General features: G+C 72.1%; 22 protein-coding genes. 14 read left to right on the top strand and 8 right to left on the bottom strand.

Annotation, left to right across the window (positions count from 1 at the left end; all coding sequences use genetic code 11):
* The first annotated feature begins 2 nt into the window (after window positions 1-2).
* From ACWEVS_RS40935 to ACWEVS_RS40960, 6 genes are all read left to right on the top strand, one after another.
* Window positions 3-1013 (top strand): polysaccharide deacetylase family protein, encoded by a 1011-nt coding sequence (locus tag ACWEVS_RS40935; RefSeq protein ID WP_452556207.1) that lies wholly within the window; start codon window positions 3-5, stop codon window positions 1011-1013.
* Between the two features lie 530 nt (window positions 1014-1543).
* Window positions 1544-2935, top strand: coding sequence for an MDR family MFS transporter (locus tag ACWEVS_RS40940; RefSeq protein WP_449922090.1), 1392 nt, complete (start codon window positions 1544-1546; stop codon window positions 2933-2935).
* Between the two features lie 287 nt (window positions 2936-3222).
* The gene (locus tag ACWEVS_RS40945) at window positions 3223-3621 is read left to right on the top strand and encodes a hypothetical protein (protein WP_452556209.1); all 399 of its coding nucleotides are present in this window, start codon (window positions 3223-3225) and stop codon (window positions 3619-3621) included.
* A 226-nt stretch (window positions 3622-3847) separates the two neighbouring features.
* Window positions 3848-5314, top strand: a complete 1467-nt coding sequence (locus tag ACWEVS_RS40950) for an alpha/beta hydrolase (RefSeq protein ID WP_452556211.1) — start codon at window positions 3848-3850, stop codon at window positions 5312-5314.
* A 315-nt stretch (window positions 5315-5629) separates the two neighbouring features.
* A complete protein-coding gene (locus ACWEVS_RS40955; RefSeq protein ID WP_452556213.1) occupies window positions 5630-6910 on the top strand; it encodes an ArsB/NhaD family transporter in 1281 nt (426 codons plus the stop codon).
* A gap of 51 nt (window positions 6911-6961) precedes the next feature.
* Entirely contained in the window at window positions 6962-7402 is a 441-nt protein-coding gene (locus ACWEVS_RS40960; RefSeq protein ID WP_354909186.1) for a CBS domain-containing protein, read from the top strand.
* Window positions 7403-7464: 62 nt separating this feature from the next.
* Here the strand turns inward: ACWEVS_RS40960 and pdxR are convergent, their stop codons facing one another.
* The gene (pdxR, locus tag ACWEVS_RS40965) at window positions 7465-8868 is read right to left on the bottom strand and encodes a MocR-like pyridoxine biosynthesis transcription factor PdxR (RefSeq protein ID WP_452556215.1); all 1404 of its coding nucleotides are present in this window, start codon (window positions 8866-8868) and stop codon (window positions 7465-7467) included.
* A gap of 120 nt (window positions 8869-8988) precedes the next feature.
* Between pdxR and ACWEVS_RS40970 the strand changes: the two genes are divergently transcribed.
* The 4 genes from ACWEVS_RS40970 (at window position 8989) to ACWEVS_RS40985 (ending at window position 11808) form a co-directional block, all read left to right on the top strand.
* Complete coding sequence (locus tag ACWEVS_RS40970) at window positions 8989-9735, top strand: metallophosphoesterase (RefSeq protein WP_449922154.1); 747 nt, start codon at window positions 8989-8991, stop codon at window positions 9733-9735.
* The gene (locus ACWEVS_RS40975) at window positions 9725-10375 is read left to right on the top strand and encodes an HAD family hydrolase (protein ID WP_452556217.1); all 651 of its coding nucleotides are present in this window, start codon (window positions 9725-9727) and stop codon (window positions 10373-10375) included. The genes ACWEVS_RS40970 and ACWEVS_RS40975 overlap by 11 nt, the downstream gene beginning before the upstream one ends.
* Window positions 10376-10744: 369 nt before the next feature.
* Window positions 10745-11188: a YbhB/YbcL family Raf kinase inhibitor-like protein gene (locus ACWEVS_RS40980; RefSeq protein ID WP_449922101.1), complete on the top strand. Its 444-nt coding sequence runs from the start codon at window positions 10745-10747 to the stop codon at window positions 11186-11188.
* A complete protein-coding gene (locus ACWEVS_RS40985; protein WP_449922102.1) occupies window positions 11185-11808 on the top strand; it encodes a protein-L-isoaspartate(D-aspartate) O-methyltransferase in 624 nt (207 codons plus the stop codon). Before ACWEVS_RS40980 ends, ACWEVS_RS40985 begins: the two co-directional genes overlap by 4 nt.
* A gap of 53 nt (window positions 11809-11861) precedes the next feature.
* Here the strand turns inward: ACWEVS_RS40985 and ACWEVS_RS40990 are convergent, their stop codons facing one another.
* Genes ACWEVS_RS40990 through ACWEVS_RS41000 form a run of 3 tightly spaced genes read right to left on the bottom strand, consistent with a single transcriptional unit; the run spans window position 11862 to window position 15066 of the window.
* Entirely contained in the window at window positions 11862-12638 is a 777-nt protein-coding gene (locus tag ACWEVS_RS40990) for an ABC transporter permease (protein WP_452556219.1), read from the bottom strand.
* Window positions 12635-14149 (bottom strand): ABC transporter permease subunit, encoded by a 1515-nt coding sequence (locus tag ACWEVS_RS40995; protein ID WP_452556221.1) that lies wholly within the window; start codon window positions 14147-14149, stop codon window positions 12635-12637. The genes ACWEVS_RS40990 and ACWEVS_RS40995 overlap by 4 nt, the downstream gene beginning before the upstream one ends.
* Entirely contained in the window at window positions 14146-15066 is a 921-nt protein-coding gene (locus tag ACWEVS_RS41000) for an ATP-binding cassette domain-containing protein (RefSeq protein WP_452556223.1), read from the bottom strand. Before ACWEVS_RS41000 ends, ACWEVS_RS40995 begins: the two co-directional genes overlap by 4 nt.
* A gap of 134 nt (window positions 15067-15200) precedes the next feature.
* Here ACWEVS_RS41000 and ACWEVS_RS41005 point away from each other — a divergent pair, with 134 nt between their 5' ends.
* Together ACWEVS_RS41005 and ACWEVS_RS41010 are read left to right on the top strand one after the other, a co-directional pair.
* Entirely contained in the window at window positions 15201-16529 is a 1329-nt protein-coding gene (locus ACWEVS_RS41005) for a sensor histidine kinase (RefSeq protein ID WP_452556225.1), read from the top strand.
* Window positions 16530-16625: 96 nt separating this feature from the next.
* On the top strand, window positions 16626-17285 hold the full coding sequence (locus ACWEVS_RS41010) for a response regulator (protein ID WP_449922112.1): 660 nt from the start codon (window positions 16626-16628) through the stop codon (window positions 17283-17285).
* 119 nt (window positions 17286-17404) lie between these two features.
* On the opposite strand, the gene ACWEVS_RS41015 is transcribed toward ACWEVS_RS41010, so the two are convergent.
* A complete protein-coding gene (locus ACWEVS_RS41015; RefSeq protein WP_449922114.1) occupies window positions 17405-17746 on the bottom strand; it encodes a hypothetical protein in 342 nt (113 codons plus the stop codon).
* Window positions 17747-17856: 110 nt separating this feature from the next.
* On the bottom strand, window positions 17857-18768 hold the full coding sequence (locus tag ACWEVS_RS41020) for a LysR family transcriptional regulator (RefSeq protein WP_452413408.1): 912 nt from the start codon (window positions 18766-18768) through the stop codon (window positions 17857-17859).
* A 129-nt stretch (window positions 18769-18897) separates the two neighbouring features.
* On the opposite strand from ACWEVS_RS41020, the gene ACWEVS_RS41025 reads away from it, so the two are divergent.
* A complete protein-coding gene (locus ACWEVS_RS41025; RefSeq protein ID WP_449922117.1) occupies window positions 18898-19485 on the top strand; it encodes an isochorismatase family protein in 588 nt (195 codons plus the stop codon).
* Window positions 19486-19535: 50 nt separating this feature from the next.
* On the top strand, window positions 19536-19955 hold the full coding sequence (locus tag ACWEVS_RS41030) for a hypothetical protein (protein WP_452556228.1): 420 nt from the start codon (window positions 19536-19538) through the stop codon (window positions 19953-19955).
* 45 nt (window positions 19956-20000) lie between these two features.
* On the opposite strand, the gene ACWEVS_RS41035 is transcribed toward ACWEVS_RS41030, so the two are convergent.
* Together ACWEVS_RS41035 and ACWEVS_RS41040 are read right to left on the bottom strand one after the other, a co-directional pair.
* On the bottom strand, window positions 20001-20648 hold the full coding sequence (locus ACWEVS_RS41035) for a response regulator transcription factor (protein ID WP_449922121.1): 648 nt from the start codon (window positions 20646-20648) through the stop codon (window positions 20001-20003).
* Window positions 20633-21892, bottom strand: coding sequence for a sensor histidine kinase (locus ACWEVS_RS41040; RefSeq protein ID WP_452556230.1), 1260 nt, complete (start codon window positions 21890-21892; stop codon window positions 20633-20635). Before ACWEVS_RS41040 ends, ACWEVS_RS41035 begins: the two co-directional genes overlap by 16 nt.
* Window positions 21893-21931 lie beyond the last annotated feature (39 nt).

The following is a 21931-nucleotide window of genomic DNA, read 5'->3' on the forward strand; positions in this document are numbered from 1 at the left end:
GCATGGAGCAAAGGCGCGAAATCCGCGTGCACCGGGCGATCTCGAACAGCCATGCTTTGCCCATGCATGGGCATCCCACGGAGCCGATCCTCTCCAGCGAACTGCTGGGCTTTTCCCCTGATGCTCGCGTGCTCATCGTCAACTGCGACGACCTGGGTATGAACGAGGCCATCAACATCGCGGTGATCGACTCGATCGACAGGGGAATCGCCAGTTCCTGCAGCCTGATGGTCCCCTGCCCGGCCGCGCGGCATGCCATGGTCCAGCTCCGCCGTCGACCGGAGATCCCCTTCGGCATCCACCTCACCCTGGTCTGTGACGCCGCCGATTACAGGTGGGGACCGTTGACCGCACCGGAGAAGGCGCGCTCGCTCGTCGACGATCAGGGCCGGCTGTTCGTCGCCACACCCGACGGACGTGCCGCGCTGCTCGCCCGTGCCCGCCTCGACGAGGTCGAACGCGAGTTCCGGGCACAGATCGACACCGTCCTGGACGCCGGGCTCGCGCCAACGCATCTGGACTTCCACTGCCTGGCCGACGGAGGGCGTGACGACATTCTCGACATGACCGTGATGCTGGCCGCCGAGTACGGCCTGGCCGTTCGGGTATGGCTGGAATCGGGGCGGCGCAGGATGCGCGAACAGGGTCTGCCGGTCATCGACAACCCCTTCCTCGACAGCTTCTCCCTTCCCCTGGAGGACAAGACGGCTCGCTACACACGCCTGTTGTGCGAGCTACCGGCCGGGCTCAGTGAATGGGCGGTGCATCCGAGCCTCGGCACCCCACCGACCCGGGCGATCGACCCTGGGTGGCGCGTACGCCGAACCGATCACGAATTCCTCACCTCGCCCGCCACCCGCGATCTCTTCCGCCAACAGAACATCACCGTCATCGACTACCGGATGATCCAGGAGGCCTGGTCCCGTCGCGGGCCTTCTTCTCCAGAAGTGCGGGAAACGAGCGAAGCCGCTTCGGGCAGCGATCAGGACGCCGCAGGGAGAACCCGCTCATGAACGCCCCATTTCCAAGCAACGATCACGTGGGTGGAGCCTTGGCAGCCCGAGTGTCCCCTCGGACGCGAACCGCCGGCCCTGAGGTTCTGGTCGGGTGAACGTCATGGCCAAGACTTCGTGCTTGTCGGAGCGACAGATCTGGCGCGTGCCCGGTTCGCCGTGAACTTTCGCCTTGCGCGCGGGCAGCTTCGGCCCCGCGCGAAGCGACTGCGGTATCTCACCGGCCAGACCCCCGGGACAGCCGGCCTGACCAGGGGAAGGCCAGCCGGAGAGGTTCCCTGACTCGAGGGTGACCACAGGTGAAAACCGGGTGACATTTCGCGTCACTTGCCGCAAGGTGGAGCGCGGTCGATGAGTTTTGTCGGTGGTGTCGGTCAGTCTTTGTATGACCACGACTGCTAGTGCGACCCGAGGCTGGGCCCCAGCCATGACCATCATGTCCGACGACCCCGATCGAGGTATCCGTGTCCAGCCCACAGCTCGACTCACCCGCCACATCCGCGCCCGCCGTTGCGGGCCGCACTCCGCCCGTGATCCGGCTGCTGGTGCTCGCCACCTTCGTGGTCATCCTCAACGAGACGATCATGATCAACGCGATCCCGAAGCTGATGGGCGCGTTGCACATCACCGAGCAGACCGCGCAGTGGCTCTCGACCGCCTTCATGCTGACCATGGCCGCGGTCATCCCGGTCACCGGCTGGTTCCTGCAGCGGGTGTCCACCCGTCGCGCGTACACCACGGCGATGGGTTTGTTCCTGCTCGGCACGGCGTTGGCCGCGGTCGCGCCGACGTTCGAGGTGCTGCTGGGCGCCCGCATCGTCCAGGCGTCCGGGACGGCCGTGATGATGCCGCTGTTGATGACCACGCTGATGCAGGTGGTGCCCGAGGCGGACCGGGGCCGGGTGATGGGCAACGTGACCCTGGCCATCTCGGTCGCGCCCGCGATGGGGCCGGCGGTCTCGGGAGTGATCCTCCAGTTCGGGTCCTGGCGGCTGCTGTTCGCCGTGGTGCTCCCCATCGCCGCAGTGATCGCTTGGGGCGGGCTGAAGCAGCTCAAGAACGTCGGAGAGCCCCGGTTCAGCACCGTCGACTGGTTGAGCGTGGTGACCGCGGCCGCGGGCTTCGGCAGCCTGGTCTACGGGCTCAGCCGGTTCGAGGGCGGTGACGTCCGCCTCGCCGCCGCGATCGTGGCCTCCGGCCTGCTCCTCATCGCCGTCTTCGTCGTCCGCCAGCTGAAGTTGCAGAAGCGCGGTGTGCCGCTGCTGGACCTGCGTACCCTGCGCCACCGCACCTACACGGTCGCACTGATCATGATGTCGGTGGCCTTCATGTCGATGCTCGGCTCGATGATCCTGCTGCCGCTGTACCTGCAGAACATCCGCGGACTCAGCGCCCTGCAGACCGGACTCCTGGTGATGCCGGGCGGCCTCGCGATGGGGCTGCTCGGTCCGACCGTCGGCCGCCTGTTCGACCGGTTCGGCGGCCGGGTCCTGGTCATCCCCGGCGCGATCGGGATCATGATCGCGCTCGCCGGCTTCACCCAGGTCACGATGACCATGCCGTACTGGCAGCTGCTCGGTCTGCACGCGCTGCTGATGGTGTGTCTGGCCGCGACCTTCACCCCGGTGTTCACGCTCGGGCTCGGCGCGGTTCCCCCGCACCTCTACTCCCACGGCAGCTCGATCCTGAGCACGCTGCAGCAGGTCGCCGCGGCCTTCGGCACCGCGCTCGTGATCACCGTGATGAGCGCGCGAGCCGATGCCCTGAGATCCGCGGGAGCCCCGGAGGCTCTGGCGACCCTCGACGGCATGCGGCTGGCCTTCATCATCGGCGCGGTGCTGTCCGTGGCCGTGGTCGTCACCGCCCTGCTCCTGCCGGCCCGGGCGAACAACTCCGGCGAACTCGTCGGAGCCGGTCACTGACGCCGGCGTGCCGGCGGTGAGCGGAACGCCCAGGCGGGCGGGCCATCAGCGACCCTTCCTCGACGCTTGTCGAACGTGATGCCGGAGCAATGCGAGATCGCCCGCCTTGACCGAAGTGGCCGAGCTGCTCCCGAACGACAGGGTCCGCCTCGACGAACGCCCCATCGCCGATCATGGCGTGGGGCGTTCGTGCGGGGACGGCACCTCCAGGCCGCGCAGGACGGTGCCGTACCAGGTTCCTTGCTCGTCCCCATGTCGCGAAGGAGATGGTCGCGTTGACCAGGTACGTGATCGGGCCGGACGTGGCCCTTCGACTGGCCCGCGACGAGGCCGTGATTCCCGATGAGCACCAGATCCTGGCTCCGACGCTGCTTCGCTCACAGCTGCTGTCGCTCCTGTACCAGGCGGTCCGCCGCGGTGAGACGACCAAGAAGGACGCCGCTCGGCAGCTCGACCACGTACGTGGGCTACGGATCCGGCTGCTCGGCGACCGCGTCCTGCAGAGCACGGCGTGGAAGGTCGCCGACCGGCTCGGGTGGGATGACACGTACGCCGCCGAGTACATAGCCCTGACCCAGCTCCAGGCCGACGTGTTCGTCACGCTCGATGCGGAGCTCGCTCAGGCCGTGAATGGGCTGGTGACGACGGCGCCCATCGAGGCTCTGTTCTCGTCGAACGCGGTGTGAGCCGCAGCGCGTCGAGCCGGCCTGGTCATAGGCGTCTTATCGGCATGGGCAGGCGGATCCGCGCGGCCCGCGCGCTGATCGCCCGGAGCTCCCGTGGTCGGTTCGAAGCCTCCTGTCCGTTTCATGACGAGGTCATGGGTGATCGGTGACGCGGTCTCTGGGACGGAGATCGGCGGTTCGGCAGAGTCGACGACACAGGCCGAACGATCACTGAAGAGGACCCACCATGCGAAATCTTGCGAGACTGGCCGCTGTCGGAGCATCCGCCGCCGTGCTTGCCGCGGGCCTGGTCACGCCCGCGCAGGCGGCCGCCACCTCGTGGGCGCCCTGTCCGGCCGAGCGCGGGGTCGACGCGCGGCAGGAGTGCGCCACCCTCCAGGTTCCGATGGACTACCAGGCGCCCAGTGGGCCGACGATCTCGCTGGCGGTGTCGCGGATCAGGACCGCCAAGCCCGGCCTGCGCCATGGCGCCCTGTTGATCATCCCGGGCGGGCCGGGCAGCCCTGGCCTGAACCGGCCGAGCGTGCTGGTCAAGCGGCTGCCCCAGGAGGTGCTCGACCGCTTCGACATCGTCGGGTTCGATCCTCGCGGCGTGGGCAGGAGCTCGCCGGTCTCGTGCGGGCTCGAGTCCAGCGATCTCTCGCTCACCAGGCTCAAGCCGTACCCCGACGCCGACGGCGGCATCGCGGAGAACGTCGCCTGGTCACGCAGGATCGCCGAGGCCTGCGCCCGCAACGGCGGGCCGCTCGTCCGGCACATCAGCACCCGCAACGAGGCCAGGGACATCGACAGGATCCGTACGGCGCTGGGCGAGAGGAAGATCTCCGCCTGGGGCGTCTCCTACGGCACCTACGTGGGCGCCGTGTACGCCACCATGTTCCCCGACCGCACCGACCGGGTCGTCCTGGACAGCAACGACGATCCCGATCCGCGCCGGGTGGCGCGGCAGTGGCTGGCCAACTACGCCGTCGGCGTGGAGGACCGCTTCCCCGACTTCGCCTCCTGGGCCGCGGCCCGTGACGGCGACTACGGCCTCGGCACTGACGCCGCCGCGGTTCGCCGCGCCTTCCTCGACCTCGCGGCGAAGCTGGACCGCAGCCCCTTGGCGTGGCCAGGCGCCAACCCCGGGCAACTGAACGGCAACCTGCTGCGGGAGATCATGCTCAACGCGCTCTACTCCGACGCGAACTTCCCCATGCTGGCCGGACTCATGCGCGCCGCTCTGACCACCCCGGACGAGCTCCCCCCGCCGAACACGCCGTCCCCCGACGCCCTGCAGAACACCGCCGCCCACGCCGGCGCGACCATGTGCAACGACGTCGAGTGGCCGGACTCGGTGGCCCAGCACGAGCGTCAGGTGTCGCGCGACCGGGCCGCCCACCCGCTGACCGCGGGCATGCCGGTCAACATGGGGCCGTGCGCGTACTGGCCCGTCAAGCCCGCCGAGCGGCCCGTGCGGGTCAGCTCGCGCGGACCGGCCAACGTGCTGCTCATCCAGAACCTGCGTGACCCGTCGACGCCGTACAGCGGTGCGCTGAAGATGCGCCAGGCGCTCGGGCAGCGCGCCCGCATGGTCAGCGTCGACTCCGGCGGCCACGGCGTCTACCTCGCCAACGGCAACGCCTGCGGCGACCAGGCCGTGACCGAGTTCCTGACCACCGGGGCGCTGCCGGACCGCGACAAGGACTGCTAGGAATCTCCCCGATCGTGAGTGCGGGCCCGCCCGTAAACGTGCCGCGACGCCAGCCCGCGCTCCCGGGCCGAAGAGTGGCGTACGGGCGGGGGTACGGGATCCCGACGGGTCACGGGCGGGGGTGCGGGATCCCGACGGGTCACGGGCGGGGGTGCGGGATCCCGACGGGTCTTGATACGTTTCCTACGGGTGCGCCGGGAAGTCTGGTCGGCATTTTCAGGTCATGCGGCTGAAGGGCTGACACATGCGCGCTGATGATCTCACTGTCACGTTCCCGGCCGCCTGCCCGGCGCCGGCGGGCCGGGCGAACTGCGCATGGCGGTGACCGCCTGGCTGGCGGTGGCGGTCTTCCTGGGCGCCTACGCGCTGATCGCCACCGAGAAGATCCACCGCGTCGCGGCCGCGCTCGGCGGGGCGGGGATCATGCTGCTGGTCCACGCCACCGACGCCGAGGCCGCGTTCTTCTCCGAGTCGACCGGGATCGACTGGAACGTCATCTTCCTGCTGCTCGGCATGATGGTCATCGTCGGGGTGCTGAAGCAGACCGGGGCCTTCGAGTACCTGGCCATCTGGGCGGCCAAGCGGGCACGCGGCCGGCCGTTCCGGCTCATGGTCCTGCTCATCCTGATCACGGCGGGCGCCTCGGCGCTGCTCGACAACGTCACGACGGTGCTGCTGATCGCGCCGGTGACGCTCCTGGTCTGTGAACGGCTGGCGTTGCCGGTGGCGCCGTTCCTGATCGTCGAGGCGATGGCGTCCAACATCGGGGGTACGGCGACGCTGGTGGGCGATCCGCCGAACATCATCATCGCCAGCAGAGGCGGGCTGACCTTCAACGACTTCCTCGTCCACCTGGCGCCGTTCATCGTGGTGCTGCTGGTGGTGTTCGTCGGGGTGTGCCGGTTGCTGTTCCGTGAGTCCTTCTCCTACGACCCGGAACGCGCCGCCGAGATCATGAGCCTGAACGAGCGTGCGGCGATCAGGGACCGGCGACTGCTCTGGCAGTCGCTCGCCGTACTGGCCGTGGTGATGGCGGTCTTCGTGCTGCACCTGTACGAGCCGTCGGTGGTGGCCGTTCTCGGCGCGGGTGTCCTGGTGGCCGCCACCAAGGTGACCACGTCGGAGGCGCTGGACGAGGTCGAGTGGCCCACGCTGGTGTTCTTCGCCGGGCTGTTCGTCATGGTCGGCGCGCTGGTGCACACCGGGGTCGTCGCGCAGATCTCGCGGCTGGCCGTCGAGGCCACCCAGGGACAGCTCGGGCCGGCGACGATGGTGCTGCTGTGGGGCTCGGCGGCGCTGTCGGCCATCGTGGACAACATCCCCTACGTGGCCACGATGAGCCCGATCGTCGAGCAACTCGTCAACGCCAGCGGCGGCGAGGGCGGTCAGGTCCTGTGGTGGGCGCTGGCGCTCGGCGCCGACCTGGGCGGCAACGCGACCGCGGTGGGCGCCGCGGCCAACGTCGTGGTGGTGGGCATCGCCGCCCGCAACGGCACCCCGATCAGTTTCTGGCAGTTCACGCGCTACGGCCTGGTGGTCACGGTCGTGTCGATCGTTCTCGCCACGCCGTACCTGTGGCTGCGCTACCTGATGTGACCGTCCTGGCCGGTCCTGATCCACGACCCTGCCGCGCGTTACGCTGACGGCATGCGAGCGCGCGACCTTGCCGGCGACTTCCCCACGGTCACCCTCGACACCCCCGCCATCGAGGCCGCCCGCCTGCTGGCCGACCGCGACCTGCCGGGGTTGATCGTCCTCGACGAGAGCGGCCGCCCGTTCACCATCCTGCCCGGCACGCAGGTGCTGCTGCTGGCCGTACCGCGCTACTGCCAGGACGACCCGGCGCTGGCTCGCGTGGTGGACGAGGCGCACGCCGACCTGTTCCTGCGCCGGCTGGGCGACCGGACGGTCCGCGCGTGCCTGCCCGAACGGCAGCGTGAGCTGCCGATCGCCGAAGGGAAGGCGACGGTGCTGGAGATGGCCGCGCTGATGGCCCGCACCCGCAGCCCCCTGGTCGCGGTGGTGGACGACGGCAGGCTGCTGGGTGCCGTCACCCTGCAGGCCCTGCTCGACCACACGCTGGCCTAGCAGCCGAGACAACGCGGGAGTACCGGCCCCTCGCCGCGATGCCGCCTCCCGCGGTGTGCGGGCTACGGGAGAAGCGCGGAGGTCAGGGCTGTGGACAGGGCGTCGAGGGCGGCCGGGTAGGCGCGTTCGGACGACGCCGCGAAGCCGATCAGCAGGCCGGACGGGGAGCCGGCGGGGTCGTGGTGGAGTTCGGTGAGTCCGCGGAGCGCGAGCCCGTGGGCGGCGCAGTGGTCCAGGACTTCCCGCTCGGTGGGGCCGTCGTCAGGGAGGGTGACGAGGGTGTGGAGCCCCGCCGGTACGCCGTGGGCGGTGAGGCCCGGGATCGCGGCGACGCGGTCGAGCAGGAGCGCGCGGCGGCGGGCGTAGCGCAGGCGGGCGGCGCGGATGTGGCGGTCATAGGCGTAGGTGGCGATCAGGTCGGCGAGGACGAGCTGGTTGAGGGTCTCGGTGTACTGGTCGGCTTCCCGCTTGGCCAGCACGACCTCCTGGAGGATGTGGGGCGGCAGCACCATCCAGGCCAGCCGGAGCGCGGGGGCGAGGGTCTTGGAGGCGGTGCCGCAGTAGACGGTGTGGTCGGGGGCCAGCCCCTGGAGCGCGCCGACGGGCTGGCGGTCGTAGCGGAACTCTCCGTCGTAGTCGTCCTCGATCAGGAGACCGCCGGTGTCGCGGGCCCACGCGTAGAGCGCCTGGCGGCGGCTGGAGTGCAGCGGGACGCCGGTCGGGTAGTGGTGGGCCGGGGTGAGGAACACCGCCGGAGTGCCCGGCACCAGCGCGTCGGCGCGGGCGCCGTGCGCGTCGACCGGCAGGGGGACGGTGGCCAGCCCGGCGCGCCGGACCACGTTCCTGAAGTGGTTGTGGCCGGGGTCCTCGACGGCCGCGGTCGTGGCGTGGCGCGCGGCCAGCACGGCGCCGAGCAGGGTCACGCTCTGGTAGTAGCCGGAGGTGATGACGATGTGGTCGGGGGAGGCGATGACGCCGCGCGTGCGGCCGAGGTAGTCGGCGAGCGCGCGCCGTAGCGCGATGTCGCCCTGCGGGTCGCCGGACGCGAAGATCTCCGGCGGGCCGCCGGTGAGGACCCGGCGGGTGGAGGCGAGCCAGGCGCGGGTGGGGAAGGCGCTGATGTCGGGCAGGCCGGGACGCAGGTCGTGGCGGGGAGGCGGCGGCGCGGACGCGGGCCGCGGGGCGGCCGGGGCGCGCGCCGGCAGCTCGGCCACCGTGGTGGCGGACCCGGGGCGGGTGACCAGGAAGCCCTCCTCGACCAGCTGGTCGTAGGCGGCGGTGACGGTGCCGCGTGAGAGGCCGAGTTCGCGGGCCAGCCCCCGGGTGGACGGCATGCGGGTGCCCGCGGGCAGCCGTCCCTCCCGGATGGCCGAGCGCAGGGCGGACTCCAGGCCGGCGCGCCTTCCGGTGCCGGTCTCGACGCGGAGATACAGGTCGATCCCCGAACTGGTCCAAGAAAGTGGCACAGGACTGGATCTTATCTGTAGTCCGGTTGCTTCCTAGGCTCTGAGCTCGACAGCCCGGGACGCGGCGGGCACCAGCGTGCCGCGCGACGACACCGCCTCGAAGGGATGCCCGCCTTGACAGTGATCGCGCACCTCAGCGACACGCACATCGACGACGGCGAGCGCAGCCTCGAACGCGCCGCGGCCGTCATGAGCCACCTCGAAGACCTTCCCTACGACCTGGACGCCGTCCTGATCACCGGGGACATCGCCGACCACGGCCTGCCCGCCGAGTACGAGCGCGCCCGGCGGCTGTTCGCCTCGCGGCACCCGGTCCTGATATGCCCGGGCAACCACGACGACCGCGCCGCGTTCCGCGAGCACCTGCTCCAGCGGCCCGCGTCGGCCGCGCCGATCAACCAGTCGCTCCGCGTCGGCGACGCCGTCGTCGCGCTCTGCGACTCCTCGGTGCCGGGCAAGGACGAGGGCTTCCTGGAGGACGAGACCCTCTCCTGGCTGGAGCGCCTGCTCGCCGACACACCGAGGACGGTGCCGGTGCTGGTCGGTTTCCACCACCCGCCGGCCCTGCTGCACGACCCCTTCATCGACGGCCTCCGCCAGTTCGGCGCCGAACGGCTGGCGGCGCTCGCGGACCGCCACGACAACATCGTGGCCTTCCTTTCCGGGCACGCGCACACGGCGGCGGCGACCACCTTCGCCGGTCGGCCCCTGCTGGTGGCACCGGGTGTGGTGTCCACCCTCCGGCTGCCATGGGAGCGGCGGGCCCGTCCCGATGACCACGTCCACCTCGACCAGCCGCCCGCGCTCGCCTTCCACATCCTCGACGACGAGGGGCGACTGACCACCCATTACCGCAATGTCGTCTAAGTTGGTGATCTTCGACAACGACGGCGTGCTGGTCGACAGCGAGCCCACGGCACACCGGGTGATGTCCGCCTACCTCACCGAGCTGGGGTACCCGATGACCGTGGACGAGTCCCTGCACCACTTCCTGGGCAACGCCGGGCGCAACGTCCACCAGGTGATCGCCGACCGCTACGGAGGAGTCCTGCCGGAGGACTTCACTGCCCGCTGCCACGAGCGCGTCTTCGCCGCCTTCCAGGAGGGCGTGGCCGCCGTGCCGGGCGCGGCCGAGGTGCTCGCGGAACTGCGCCGGCGCGGCGTCCCGTACTGCCTGGCCTCCTCGTCGGACCACGCCTGGATCGACCTCACCCTCGACCGGGCGGGGCTGCGCGACCTGCTTCCCGCCGAGGCCGTCTTCAGCGCCCAGGACGTCGGCGGCGTGGGCAAGCCGGCGCCCGACGTCTTCCTGCACGCGGCGGCGACGCTCGGCGTCGCTCCTGACGACTGCCTGGTGGTCGAGGACAGCCCCAACGGGGTCCTGGCCGCCCGTACGGCAGGCATGGACGTGCTCGGGTACATGGCGCTGACCCCCGCGCAACGGCTCGTCGACGCCGGGGCGACCGGGCTGGTCTCCCACCTGCCCGAACTCCTCGACCATCTCTGACACCTGCCGACTAGGGCGAGGCCCGGCTCCCGGAGGCGACCGCTCACGAAGGCCGGGCCCGGTTCCCTGGAGGCGGCCGCGCTCGGCCCGGTCCTGCCACAGCCCGAGAGAGAGACGACGAAGGCTGATCCGCGGACGAAGGGGCGGGCGCGGGCCCGGAGGAAGATGCGGACGCCGATCCAGGGCGCGCAGGCGCGGGCCCAGCGGAAGACGGGGGCACAGGCCCAGGAAGGCACGGGCGCAGGCGCGGGCCCAGCGGAAGGCGCGGTTCGCCGACCAGGACGGGGCCGCCTGGCCAGGGCGGACAGGTGGAGCCGGATGCCCGGGATAGCCTTCGGGCGGCCTGGGCAGCAGGTGGGCATGACTGGGATGACAATACGGAGCACCGCGTTCAAGGATCACGGGGAGATCCCGCGCGACCACTCCCGCGCGGCCGGCGACGTCTCCCCCCAGCTCCAGTGGTCGGGCGTGCCGGACGACACGGCCGAGCTGGCGCTGGTCTGCGACGACCCCGACGCCCCGAGCGGCACCTTCATCCACTGGCTGGTCGCCGGCATTCCGCCGGGAACCACCGGGCTGGACGCCGGCGCCGACCTGAAGCAGTACGCCGTGGGGCGCAACGACTTCGGCGAGCCGGGGTACGGCGGGCCGCACCCGCCTTCGGGCGGCAGCCGGCACCGCTACTTCTTCCGCGTCTACGCCCTGTCGGCCCCGACGAACCTGGCGGACGGGTTCGACTTCGAGGAGCTCAAGCTGCGGATCGATGCCACCACGCTGGCTGCCGGAACCCTGGTCGGGACCTACGCTCGGTGACCAGGACCCTGGTGCGGGCCGTCCAGGAGGCAGGGGTGCGCGACCCGCGCCTGCTGGAGGCCGTGCGCGCCACCCCGCGCAAGGGGTTCGTGCCGCCGGAGTTCGCCGCGCGGGCCGAGCGGGACGAGCCGATCCCGATCGGGCACGACCAGCCGACCTCGCAGCCGACGCTGATCGCCCGGATGGTCGAGGCCCTGCGACTGTCGGAGACCGACAGGGTCCTGGAGATCGGGACGGGATACGGCTACCAGACGGCCCTGCTGGCGCGGCTGGCCCGGCAGGTGTACTCCGTCGAGCGTCACGCGGACCTGGCGGCGCACGCCAGGGCGAACCTCGGGTCGGCGGGTGTGCGCAACGCCGAGATCGTGGTGGGCGACGGCAGTCTGGGCCTGGCGGAGCACGCGCCCTTCGACGCCGTCGTCGTCTCCGCGACGGCGCGCCAGGTGCCCGCCGCCCTGGCCGCGCAGCTCGCCGAGGGCGGCAGGCTGGTCATGCCGATCCGCACGCGGGAGGCCGACATGGTCACCCTGTTCGTCAAGCGGCACGGCCGCCTGAGACAGCAACGCCTGCTGCTGCCCGCCTGCTTCGTGCCGCTGGTCCAGCCGGGGACCGACCGGTAGTCCTTTCCCGCCGGCAGTCGCGTCCCCCACGTCCCGCCGGGCAGTCGTGTCACTCAGGCGTCGCGCCCTCGCAGGAGCAGGCCGCCGGTCAGCAGCGCCGCGGCGGCCCACGCGGCGAGGACGCCGAGGCCGGCCCACGGGCTGAGAGGCAGGCTGTCGAGGTGGGCGGTGGCCTGGACGGCGAGCCCCGCGTTCATCGGCGAGATCCGCCACAGCAGCCGCTGCCAGTCCGGGTCGTTGATCAGGAAGGGGACGGCCGCCAGCACGTACAGCAGGCCGAACAGCACCCCCATGGCCGTCGCCGAGTCCCGTACGGCGGTCGCGACGCCCAGGCTGAGCAGGGCGATCAGGGCCAGGTAGAGCACCGAGCCGGCCGCCGCGCGCAACGTCGGGCCGTCGGCGAGCGACAGGGGCGGGAAGCCGTTCGCCGGGGTGAAGCCGTTGCCCGGCAGGATGAGCCGTCCGGCCGTCAGGGAGCCCAGGACGGCGACGGCACCGGCGGCCAGCGTCACGCCGGTGAGGACGACCGCCTTGGCGGCCAGGACGGTGGCCCGGCGCGGCATCGCCGCCAGCGTGACGTGGATCAGGCCGGTGCCGTACTCGCCGGTGATCGCCAGGACGGCCAGGATGGCGACGACCGCCTGGCCCGCCTGGACCCCGATGAGGCTGAGCTTGGTGACGTCGTCGGTGCATCCCGTCGCCTGGCAGGACACGGTGGCCGCCGCCGCCGCGCTCAGCGCCGGGGTCAGCGCGACGAGGGCTAGCAGCAGCCAGGCGGGACCCGCCAGGGTGCACAGCTTGGTCCATTCGGCGTGCAGTGCCTGCCTCATGCGTCCCTCCGGCGCAGCCGGACTGCGGCCAGGCCGAGCGCGAGCGCGGCGTAGCCACAGGACACGGCGAGACCGGCCCAGGGTGGCAGCGGGTAGTAGCCGGCCTGCGGCGAGATGTTGCCGACCACGTGCGCGTACTCGGGAAGGCTCTGCTGGATCGCGAAGCCGGCGGCCGGAGTGAGCCGCATCAGCCACTGCGTCGCGCCCAGGGGCAGAACGGAGGACGTCGCGAGGATGTGCGGAAGGACGATCGCCGCGAGGGCGACGGTGACCGCCGCGGCGCTGCGCCGGAACAGCGCGCCCAGGGCGAGCGCGAAGACGGCGACGACGGCGAGCAGCGCCGCGACGCCCGCGACAACGCGCACCTCGGTGAGCACGGGCACCGGAAGGACGTAGTTGCCGTTGGCGCGCAGGACGCGCGTGCCGATCAGGACCGTCGCCGTGGCGGCGGCCAGCCCGGCCACGAACGTCGCCACGGCGATCACCACGGCCTTCGCCGCCAGCACCCCGCCGCGCCGCGGGACGGCGATCAGCGTGGTGCGGATCAGCCCCCTGCGGTACTCGCCGGTGACGAACAGCACCGCCACCACGACCACCCCGATCAGCCCGGCCAGCACGCCGGACAGGGTGCTCTCGATGGTCCTGCCCTCGTCGCTCGGGCCGATGTCGCCGACGCCGGTCACGCTGACCGTGCCGCCGGACCGCTCGACCCTGCCCGGATGGTGCGGCTTGCCGTCGGGCCCCACGGTGACGCCGATGTCGTCGTGGCTCCACGCGCCGCCCGCCGTACCGTCCACGCCGACCTGGTCGAAGACGGCGGTGGCCTCGGAGAAGCGCGCCGCCGTGATGCTCCCGCCGAAGTCGCCCCGCGTCGTCGTGACCGCGCCGGGGGAGGTGGCGAAGATCCCGACGCGCACCGTGTCCGGCAGCCCGGCCAGGGTGACCGTGCCGACCGTGGTCCACCGCCGCCCGTCGGCCGACTCGTAGCCGGTGAGGGAGTCGCCGGTCCTGGTGAGCCGCAGCCAGCGCGGCGACTCCTTCGAGACGCCGCCAGGACGTCCTGCGACGTCGTGCACGAAGTCGTGCTGCATCCGGACGCCGTGCTCGGCCGTGACCATCACCGCCGCGTAGGTGGAGCCCTGGCGCGTGCTCTCCTTGACGATGACCCCGGCCTTCGCCCACGGCGTCAGTCCGGCGGCCTCGTTCCTGACCCCCGGCGTGACGTCCGGCAGGCGGATCCTGCCGCTCAACGAGGTCACGCGGGCGGTGATGCTGCCGTCCCCCGCGAGCGACCGGTGCACGAAGAAGAACCTGTCGTTCACCGCCTGGCCCTCGGGCCCCAGCGGTGGCTCGGGGCAGGGAACCTCGACCGGGCCCGCGCTGCACGACGTGTGGCTGCCCGACGCCGCCAGCAGCCCCAGCAGCGCGGTGACCAGCGCCGCCACCACCAGGCCGACCACCCAGCCGCGGACCGTGCGGAACTTTGTCCATTCCGCGCGCAGCACGCTCATCGCGCCGCCCCCCTGAACTCCACGGTGTCCCTGGTCAGCTCCATGTAGGCCTCCTCCAGCGTCGCTCGGTGCGCCGCCACCTCGGAGAACGGCACGCCGTCCCGGCCGAGCAGCGCCACGACCCGCTCGGGGGCCAGCCCGGAGACGGTGAGCGTGTCGCGGCCGGCGGCGGCCACCGCGGCGCCGCCCTCCCTGGCCAGCGTCCGCATCGCTTCGGAAAGTGCCGAGGTGCGCAGCGTGACCCGGTCACGGGAGGCGGCCGCGATCAGCTCGGCCGTACCGGTGTCGGCCACGACCCTGCCGCGGCCCACCACCACGAGATGGTCGGCGGTGTCCTCCAGTTCGCTCATCAGATGGCTGGAGACCAGTACGGCGCGCCCCTCGGCGGCCAGCGACCGCAGCAGGCCGCGGATCCACACGATGCCCTCCGGGTCGAGGCCGTTGACCGGCTCGTCGAGCATGAGCACCGGCGGGTCGCCCAGCAGCGCCGCGGCGATCCCCAGCCGCTGGCGCATGCCCAGCGAGAACCCGCCCGCCCTGCGCCGCGCCGCCGACGCCAGCCCGACCAGTTCCAGCACCTCGTCGACCCGCCCCGCGCCCATGCCCTGCGAGTGGGCCAGCCACAGCAGATGGTTGCGCGCGCTCCGGCTGGGCTGCAGCGCCCCGGCGTCCAGCAGCGCGCCCACGTGGCGCAGCGGGTGCCGCAGGCTCCGGTACGGCCGGCCGCCGACCAGCGCGTGACCCTCGTCGGCCGCGTCCAGGCCGAGGACCACCCGCATCGTGGTGGACTTCCCCGCGCCGTTCGGGCCGACGAACCCGGTGACCTGGCCCGGCCGTACGGTGAAGGACATCCCGTCCAGCGCCATGGTCCGGCCGAACCGCTTACGCAGCCCGGCGACCTCGATCGTTGCTCGCATGCTGGGAGATTAGGCAGCGGCGGCGGCGCGAGTCGTCACGCCGCCGAGCGATCTTCCCCGTCGCTGGGCCGAGCGACACCGGGTCCCTCACACGAGGGATGCCATCGACCCGGCCTGCGGCGACAATGACCTGTGTGGTTCGGGCATGGGTGCATCGCAGGGGCGCGGAGTTTCCGCACGCGTTCATCGTGGTCGGCGCGCTGCTGACGCTCGTCGCGGTGGCCGAGTCGATCCTGCGTGCCCGCGGCCTGACCGCCGACCGGCCGGCCGGGCTACCGGTGTTCATCCTGCTCGGTCTGGCCACCACGCTGCCGCTGGCGCTGCTGCGGGCGCAGCCGGCCGTGGCCGCCGTCGTCGTCTCCGGCACGGCGGTGCTGTCGCTGACGGCCTTCGAGACCCTGACCGTGGCGGGGGCGTGCGCGCAGCTGGTCGCGGGCTTCCGGCTCGGGCGCGGCGACGGGCGGCGGTGGCTGGCGCTCGTGCTGGCCGCGCCGTTCCCGCTGCTGGCCCTGCTCGGCACCGGCGCGGTCAGCGACGTCGCACCCACGCGGGGCGCGCTTGAGGCGGGCGCACTCGGGACGGGCGGGCTCGGGACGGGCGGGCCAGGCGGGCTCGGGACGGGCGGGTTCGTGTCTGGCGGGTTCGGGCTGCACGACGCGGCGGGCATGTCCGCCGGCGGCTACCCGTACCTGCTCGTCCTGCTGCTGGCCTGTCTGGCCCCGGCGGCGGCCCTGGCCGGCGTCGCCTGGCGGGCGCGCGGCGACGCGCGCGAGAGCGGCGTCGCCCGGCAGGCCATCGCCGACACCCTGCTGGAGCACACGGCGCGCGGCGAGCGCGCGCGGATCGCACGCGAGCTGCACGACGTCGTCGCCCACCACATCTCCCTGGTCGCCGTGCAGGCGGAGACCGCGCGGCTGGCCACCCCCGGCATGCCGGCCGCGGGTGCCGAACGGCTCTCGGCGATCGGCGACACCGCCAGAGCCGCGCTGACCGAGATGCGGCGGCTGCTGGGCGTGCTGCGCGAGGACGCCGAGACCACCTCGGCGGACTGGCACCCCCAGCCGGGCCTGCGCCTGTCCGAGCTCAACGAGCTGGTCGACGAGTCGCGGCAGGCGTCAGGGACGGCCACCCGCCTCATCCTGCGTGGGGACCCGGTCGAGCTCGATCCCGGTGTCGAACTCGCCGCCTACCGCATCATCCAGGAGGCCCTCACCAATGCCAGGCGACACGCGGCGGGCGCCGCCGTCGACGTGGAGCTGCGCTACACCGGCCAGGGGGTGCTCGTGCGCGTCCGCGACAACGGGCCAGGCCCGTCACCGGACGCGCCGACCACGGGCCACGGGCTGTCCGGCATGCGCGAGCGCGCGGCGGCCGTCGGCGGCGAACTGTCCACCGGCCCCGCCCCGGGCGGCGGCTTCCTCGTCGAGGCCCGCCTGCCGGGCAGAACGGCGGCCGACCGGTGAGCGCGCCACCGAGCCGCGAGCCGCGCCGACGGAGAAGATCGGCGACCAGTCAATGAGCGCGGCACGAAGCATGCCGGGAAAGGGGACGAGCTGCCCATGAGCACGGTGCGGATCGTCGTGGCCGACGACCATCCGGTGGTGCGCACCGGATTCGCCGAGCTGCTCGGCACCCAACCCGACTTCACCGTGGTCGGCACCGCCGGCGACGGCGCCGAGGCCGTACGGCTCTGCCGCGAGCTCTCCCCCGACGTCGTCCTGATGGACGTGCGCATGCCGGGCACGAACGGCATCGACGCCACCAGGCGGCTGGCCGGCGACGGCGGGCCGCGCGTCCTCATCCTGACGACCTTCGACCTGGACGAGTACGTCTACGACGCGCTGCGCGCCGGCGCCAGCGGGTTCCTGCTCAAGGACGTCACCGCCGAACGGCTCTTCGACGCCGTGCGGGTCGTCGCCGGCGGCGAGGCCCTGCTCGCGCCCACCGTGACCCGCCGCCTGATCAGCGAGTTCGCCCAGCTGCACCGCCGGACCGAGACCGCCGCGCTCTCCGCGCTGACCCCTCGCGAGACGCAGGTGCTCCGGCTCATCGCGGAAGGACTGTCCAACCCGGAGATCGCCGGCCGGCTGACCGTGACGGAGGAGACGGTCAAGACGCACGTCAGCCGCGTGCTGAACAAGCTCGGCCTGCGTGACAGGACGCAGGCCGTGGTGGCCGCCTACGAGACCGGCCTGGTCGTCCCCGGCCGCCGCCCCTGACCCGGCCGACCCGGCCCGGCGGCCGCCGGCCCTGACCCCGCTCATCCGGCGCGACGGATCCCGGTAGAACGGACGGCACTCCAGCATGCGCCCGTCCCGCACCCTGATCAGCTGCACGATCAAGGTGTCGACGTGCCTGCCGGTGGCACGGGCCAGGAAACGCACCCGGTTCCGCACGATGACGGTGTCGGGTGCTCCTGCTCCAGGAACTCCATCGACTCCCAGACGTCGCTGAAGACGGCCAGAAACCGCTCCATCTCGGCATGTCCCCGCCAGGTCCCGGTGCCGGTGAACGGCAGTCCCGGCGCCTGGTGAAGGACCACCTCGGCGTCCAGGAGAGCCGCGACGGGCTCGTAACCGGCCTTCCCGAACCCTCCCGCGGCCACGTACGCGGCTTCGGCCGCGTAGAACTTCTCCATCACCGCCCAGGCCCCCGACCGCTCCCCGTCAACCGTGCTCACGCCAGGATCATCCCCGGCATACCGGGCCGTCCGCCGGCGCGAATCGGACTTCTCGCCTGGCCCGTCACCGGACGGCCTGGCGCTGACCGATCTCGAGACGATCGGCGCGGTCAGCCCGGCCGGCCGGCCAGCGGGCCTCTGTCGTTGACGGCGGCGTGGGTGAAGGCGTCGACGCGGGCGGTGGCGCCGGTGGTACGCCAGATCAGCCCCCATTCGAACGGCGGAGCGTCATCGATGGGCAGGTAGACGACGTCAGGACGGGCGTAGTAGTGGACGGCCTGCGCACCCACGACGAGCATCCCGGCGCCCGCCCCGACCAGGGCGAGCGCTTCCTGGACCGTTTCCGTGACCTGGCCCTGGCGGATGGGCCTGCCTGAAGGGGTGGTCTGCGGCGCCCGGTCCAGACGCCAGTAGCCGGGCAGGGAGGCGGACGGCTGCAGGAGGACGTCGCGGGCCAGGTCCTCCAGGGTGACCGAGGCGCGGCCGCTGAAGGGGTGTCCGGCGGAGACGGCCAGCATGCGCGGCTCGGTGAACAGGACCGGGCCGGTGGCCAGGTCGGGTTCCCTGACCGGGAAGCAGACGATCGCCACGTCCACCTCCTCGGTCCGGAGCCGGTGCAGGAAGTCGGACATGTGCAGCTCGTGCAGCCGGACCTGGCAGTCGGGATGGCGTCCGCGGAACGTGGTGGCGGCCTCCAGCGCCACCTGGCCGGCCGCCGCTCCGGCGAACCCGAGGTGCAGCAGGCCGCTGATCCCTCTGGCCGCGGCGATGGCCCGGTCCAGCCCCGCCTGGATCTGCGCGTGCGCCGGCGCCAGGTCGTCGTACAGCCTCCGGCCGATCGACGTGAGGTTCACCCGGCGGCTGGTCCGTTCGAACAGCGGGGCGCCGATCCGGCGCTCCAGCTTCTGGATGGTCTGGGTGACGTGTGAGCGGGACACCAGCAGCCGCTCGGCCGTCCGGCCGAAGTGCAGTTCCTCGGCCAAGGCCAGGAATGCCGCGATCTCGTGCCGTTCCAGCCCCACTGCTCCCCCTGCGCCGTTCACTGTGACTGAACGATTGTTCCAGGTTGCGGCGTTGTTGGGCGATTCACCGTCGATCAGAGTTGGCGGTGCGGGGGACACCCCGCGATCACCTGCTGACAGGAGCTTGAGATGAGCTTTGTGCCCTTCACCCCGGACGACGCCGCCGTGCTGCTGATCGACCACCAGGTCGGGACGATCGGCTGGGTCGGCTCGGCCGACCACGACGAGCTGCGGGCCAACACCGTCCGCCTGGCCAGGACCGTCAAGGCGCTGGGCATGCCGACCGTGCTGACCACCAGCATGGAGGACCAGGTCCAGGGGCCGCTGATCCCCGAGCTCGAGCAGATCATGCCTGCCGAGTACGCCGCGCGGATCCAGCGCACCGGAGTGGTCAACGCCATGGCCGACCCCGCCTTCTCCGCCGCCGTGGAGAAGACCGGCCGCCGCCGGCTGATCGTCGCGGGTGTGACCACCGACGTGTGCGTGGTCTACCCGGTTCTCAGCGCCCTCGCCGGCGGCTACGAGGTCCAGGTCGTCGTGGACGCCTCCGGGTCACTCACCACGGTCAGCGACGAGATGGCGCTGCGCCGCATGGAGCGCGCCGGCGCCGTGCTCAACACCACCCGGCCGCTGCTGGCCGAGCTCGCCGACAACTGGGCCGGCCCGGCCGGTCAGGCCGTCCTGCGCGTTCACGCCGAGCTCGAGGCGCAGCGCTGATCCTCCCGGGCCCCGGAGAGCGGCCCCGTCCCCGTGGCAGGAGCGACGACATGACAAAGATCCTTCTGATCGGGCTCCATCCCGGCGCGATCGACTTCGGCAGGCATCCGGGCCTCGACGAGGCGACGCTCGCCGCCCGGATCGAGCAGGGCTTCGCGGCCGTGCGGACGGCCGGCTTCGAGGCGGAGCCGTGCCTGGTCGACGCCGACCCGGACGCGGCTGAGAAGACCGTCCGTGACCGGCTGGCCGAAGCATCCTTCGACCTGACCATGATCGGCGGCGGTGTGCGCATGACGCCCGAGCACACCCTTCTCCTCGAACGGCTGATCAACGTGCTGGTCTCGGCGGCCCCGGGCATCCGGTTCTGCTTCAACACCTCCCCGGAGAGCACGCTCGATGCCGTACGCCGGTGGGTGCCGGCCGGCCGCGCCCACGAGGGGAGGTCACCCGGCCCGAAGGAAGCCGTTTGACGCGCCTCGAAGGCAGCCCGCCGCACGCCCGGCCGGGGAAGGCTGTCAGGGGTTGTTCAGGTAGGCGAGGACGGCGAGGACCCGGCGGTTGTTGGTGTCGTCATCGGTGATGCCGAGTTTGCCGAACATCGAGGTGGTGTACTTGCTGATGGCGCTTTCGCTGAGGAAGAGCCGCTGGCCGATGGCCTGATTGGACAACCCCTCGGCCATCAGGCCGAGCACGGCGTGTTCGCGTTCGGTGAGCCCTCCGAGTCGCCGGTCCGAGGACCCGCTGGACAGCAGCTTGGTGATGACGGCCGGGTCCATGGCGGTCCCGCCGCCGGCGACGCGCTCCAGCGCGTCGATGAACTGGTCGGCGTCGAACACGCTGTCCTTGAGGAAATAGCCGACGCCGCCGGAGCCGTCGGCCAGGAGCTCGCGGGCATACAGCTGTTCGACGTGCTGGGAAAGGATCAGGACCGGCAGTCCGGGCACTTCGCGGCGGGCGGCGAGAGCCGCCCGCAGGCCCTCGTCCGACTGGGTCGGCGGCATGCGGACGTCGACGACGGCAACGTCCGGCCGCCACGTCAGCAACGCGTCGAGCGTCTCGGGTCCGGTGGTCGCGGTCGCCACCACCTGGTGTCCGTACGCCTCGAGGAGGCGGATCATCCCGTCGCGCAGGAGGTAGAGGTCTTCGGCTACAACGATTCGCATGGGACCACCATCCTCACACGGGTCGGACCGCCCGCCGGACTGGTGATCTCCACAGTGCCGTCGAAGACCGACAGCCTGCGGCGCAGCCCCGCGAGCCCGCCGTCGGCTCGCACGCTCACCCCGCCCCTGCCGTCGTCCTCGACCTCGACGGCGATGCCGGTGTCGTCGCGGACGACGGAGATCCGCGCCCGGGTCGCACGGGCGTGCTTGGCGGCGTTGGTCAGCAGTTCGGCCACGCCGAAGTACAGGGCGGACTCGATCGGCGGGTCCAGGCGTAGCCGGACGTCGGCGCTGACGGTCGCCTCGAGCGGGCTGTCCAGGGCGAGAGCGCGGACGGCGTCGACGAGCCCCCGCTCGTTCAGCACCGGCGGGCTGATGCCCCTGACCAGTTCGCGCAGCTCGGTGAGGGACGTGGTCGCGCCGGCTCGCGCCTGTCGCAGCAACGCCTTGGCCTGGTCGGGATCGGTCTCCATCAGCTTCTCCGCGGTCGCCAGGGACATACCGAGCGCGACCAGGCGGGCCTGCGCTCCGTCGTGCAGGTCCCGCTCGATCCGGCGGATCTCGGCGGCCTGCGCGACCGTGGTGTCCGCGCGCTGGGCCGTCAGCTCGTCCACCCGCTCGGCCATCGTCATCGCGGGCGACGGGCCCAGGAAGCGGACGGCTACCGGCTCGGCGGACCGCCAGGCGTACGAGGCGCCGCCGATCGCCACGGCCAGGCCGAGCACCCCGATCAGGCGCGCGAAGAACGCCGGCTGGGACAACCCGAGGACGGCCACCGCGAGTCCGGCCGGCGGGATCGCGCAGATCACGCCCACGGTGACCGGTGCGATCGCCGTGAACCGCAGGTCACGCCAGGTGGCGGGATCGCGCCACCTGGTCCGCCATTGCTGGTCCATGCGGGCGTCCCGGCTGGTGCGCTCGTAGGAGTACCCGTTCCACCAGTACCCGGTCGACATCTGTGTCACCGCCCCGGGCTGCCGGTATCCGCCGGGGATGACGGTGCCCGTCCACTTCGCGACGAGGGAGCGGAACATCCGGCAGACCGGGCGGGACAGGGCGAGCGTGCCGATACACGCCCACAGGAACGGCACTGTCCCCGACCACGGGTCTCCGTCCCACCACCAGATCCACACCGCCACGGCAGCGGCCCACACGGCCGGGACCAGCATGGCGACGGCCGCCACGACGCACGCTCGCCCGAACCCCACACAGGCACTCACCACCCACGACACCAGCTGTCGCATGATTCCCCTTCTCACTCCGGCACCCCGACTCACCAGCAC

It is taken from the genome of Nonomuraea sp. NPDC003754 (assembly GCF_053605785.1).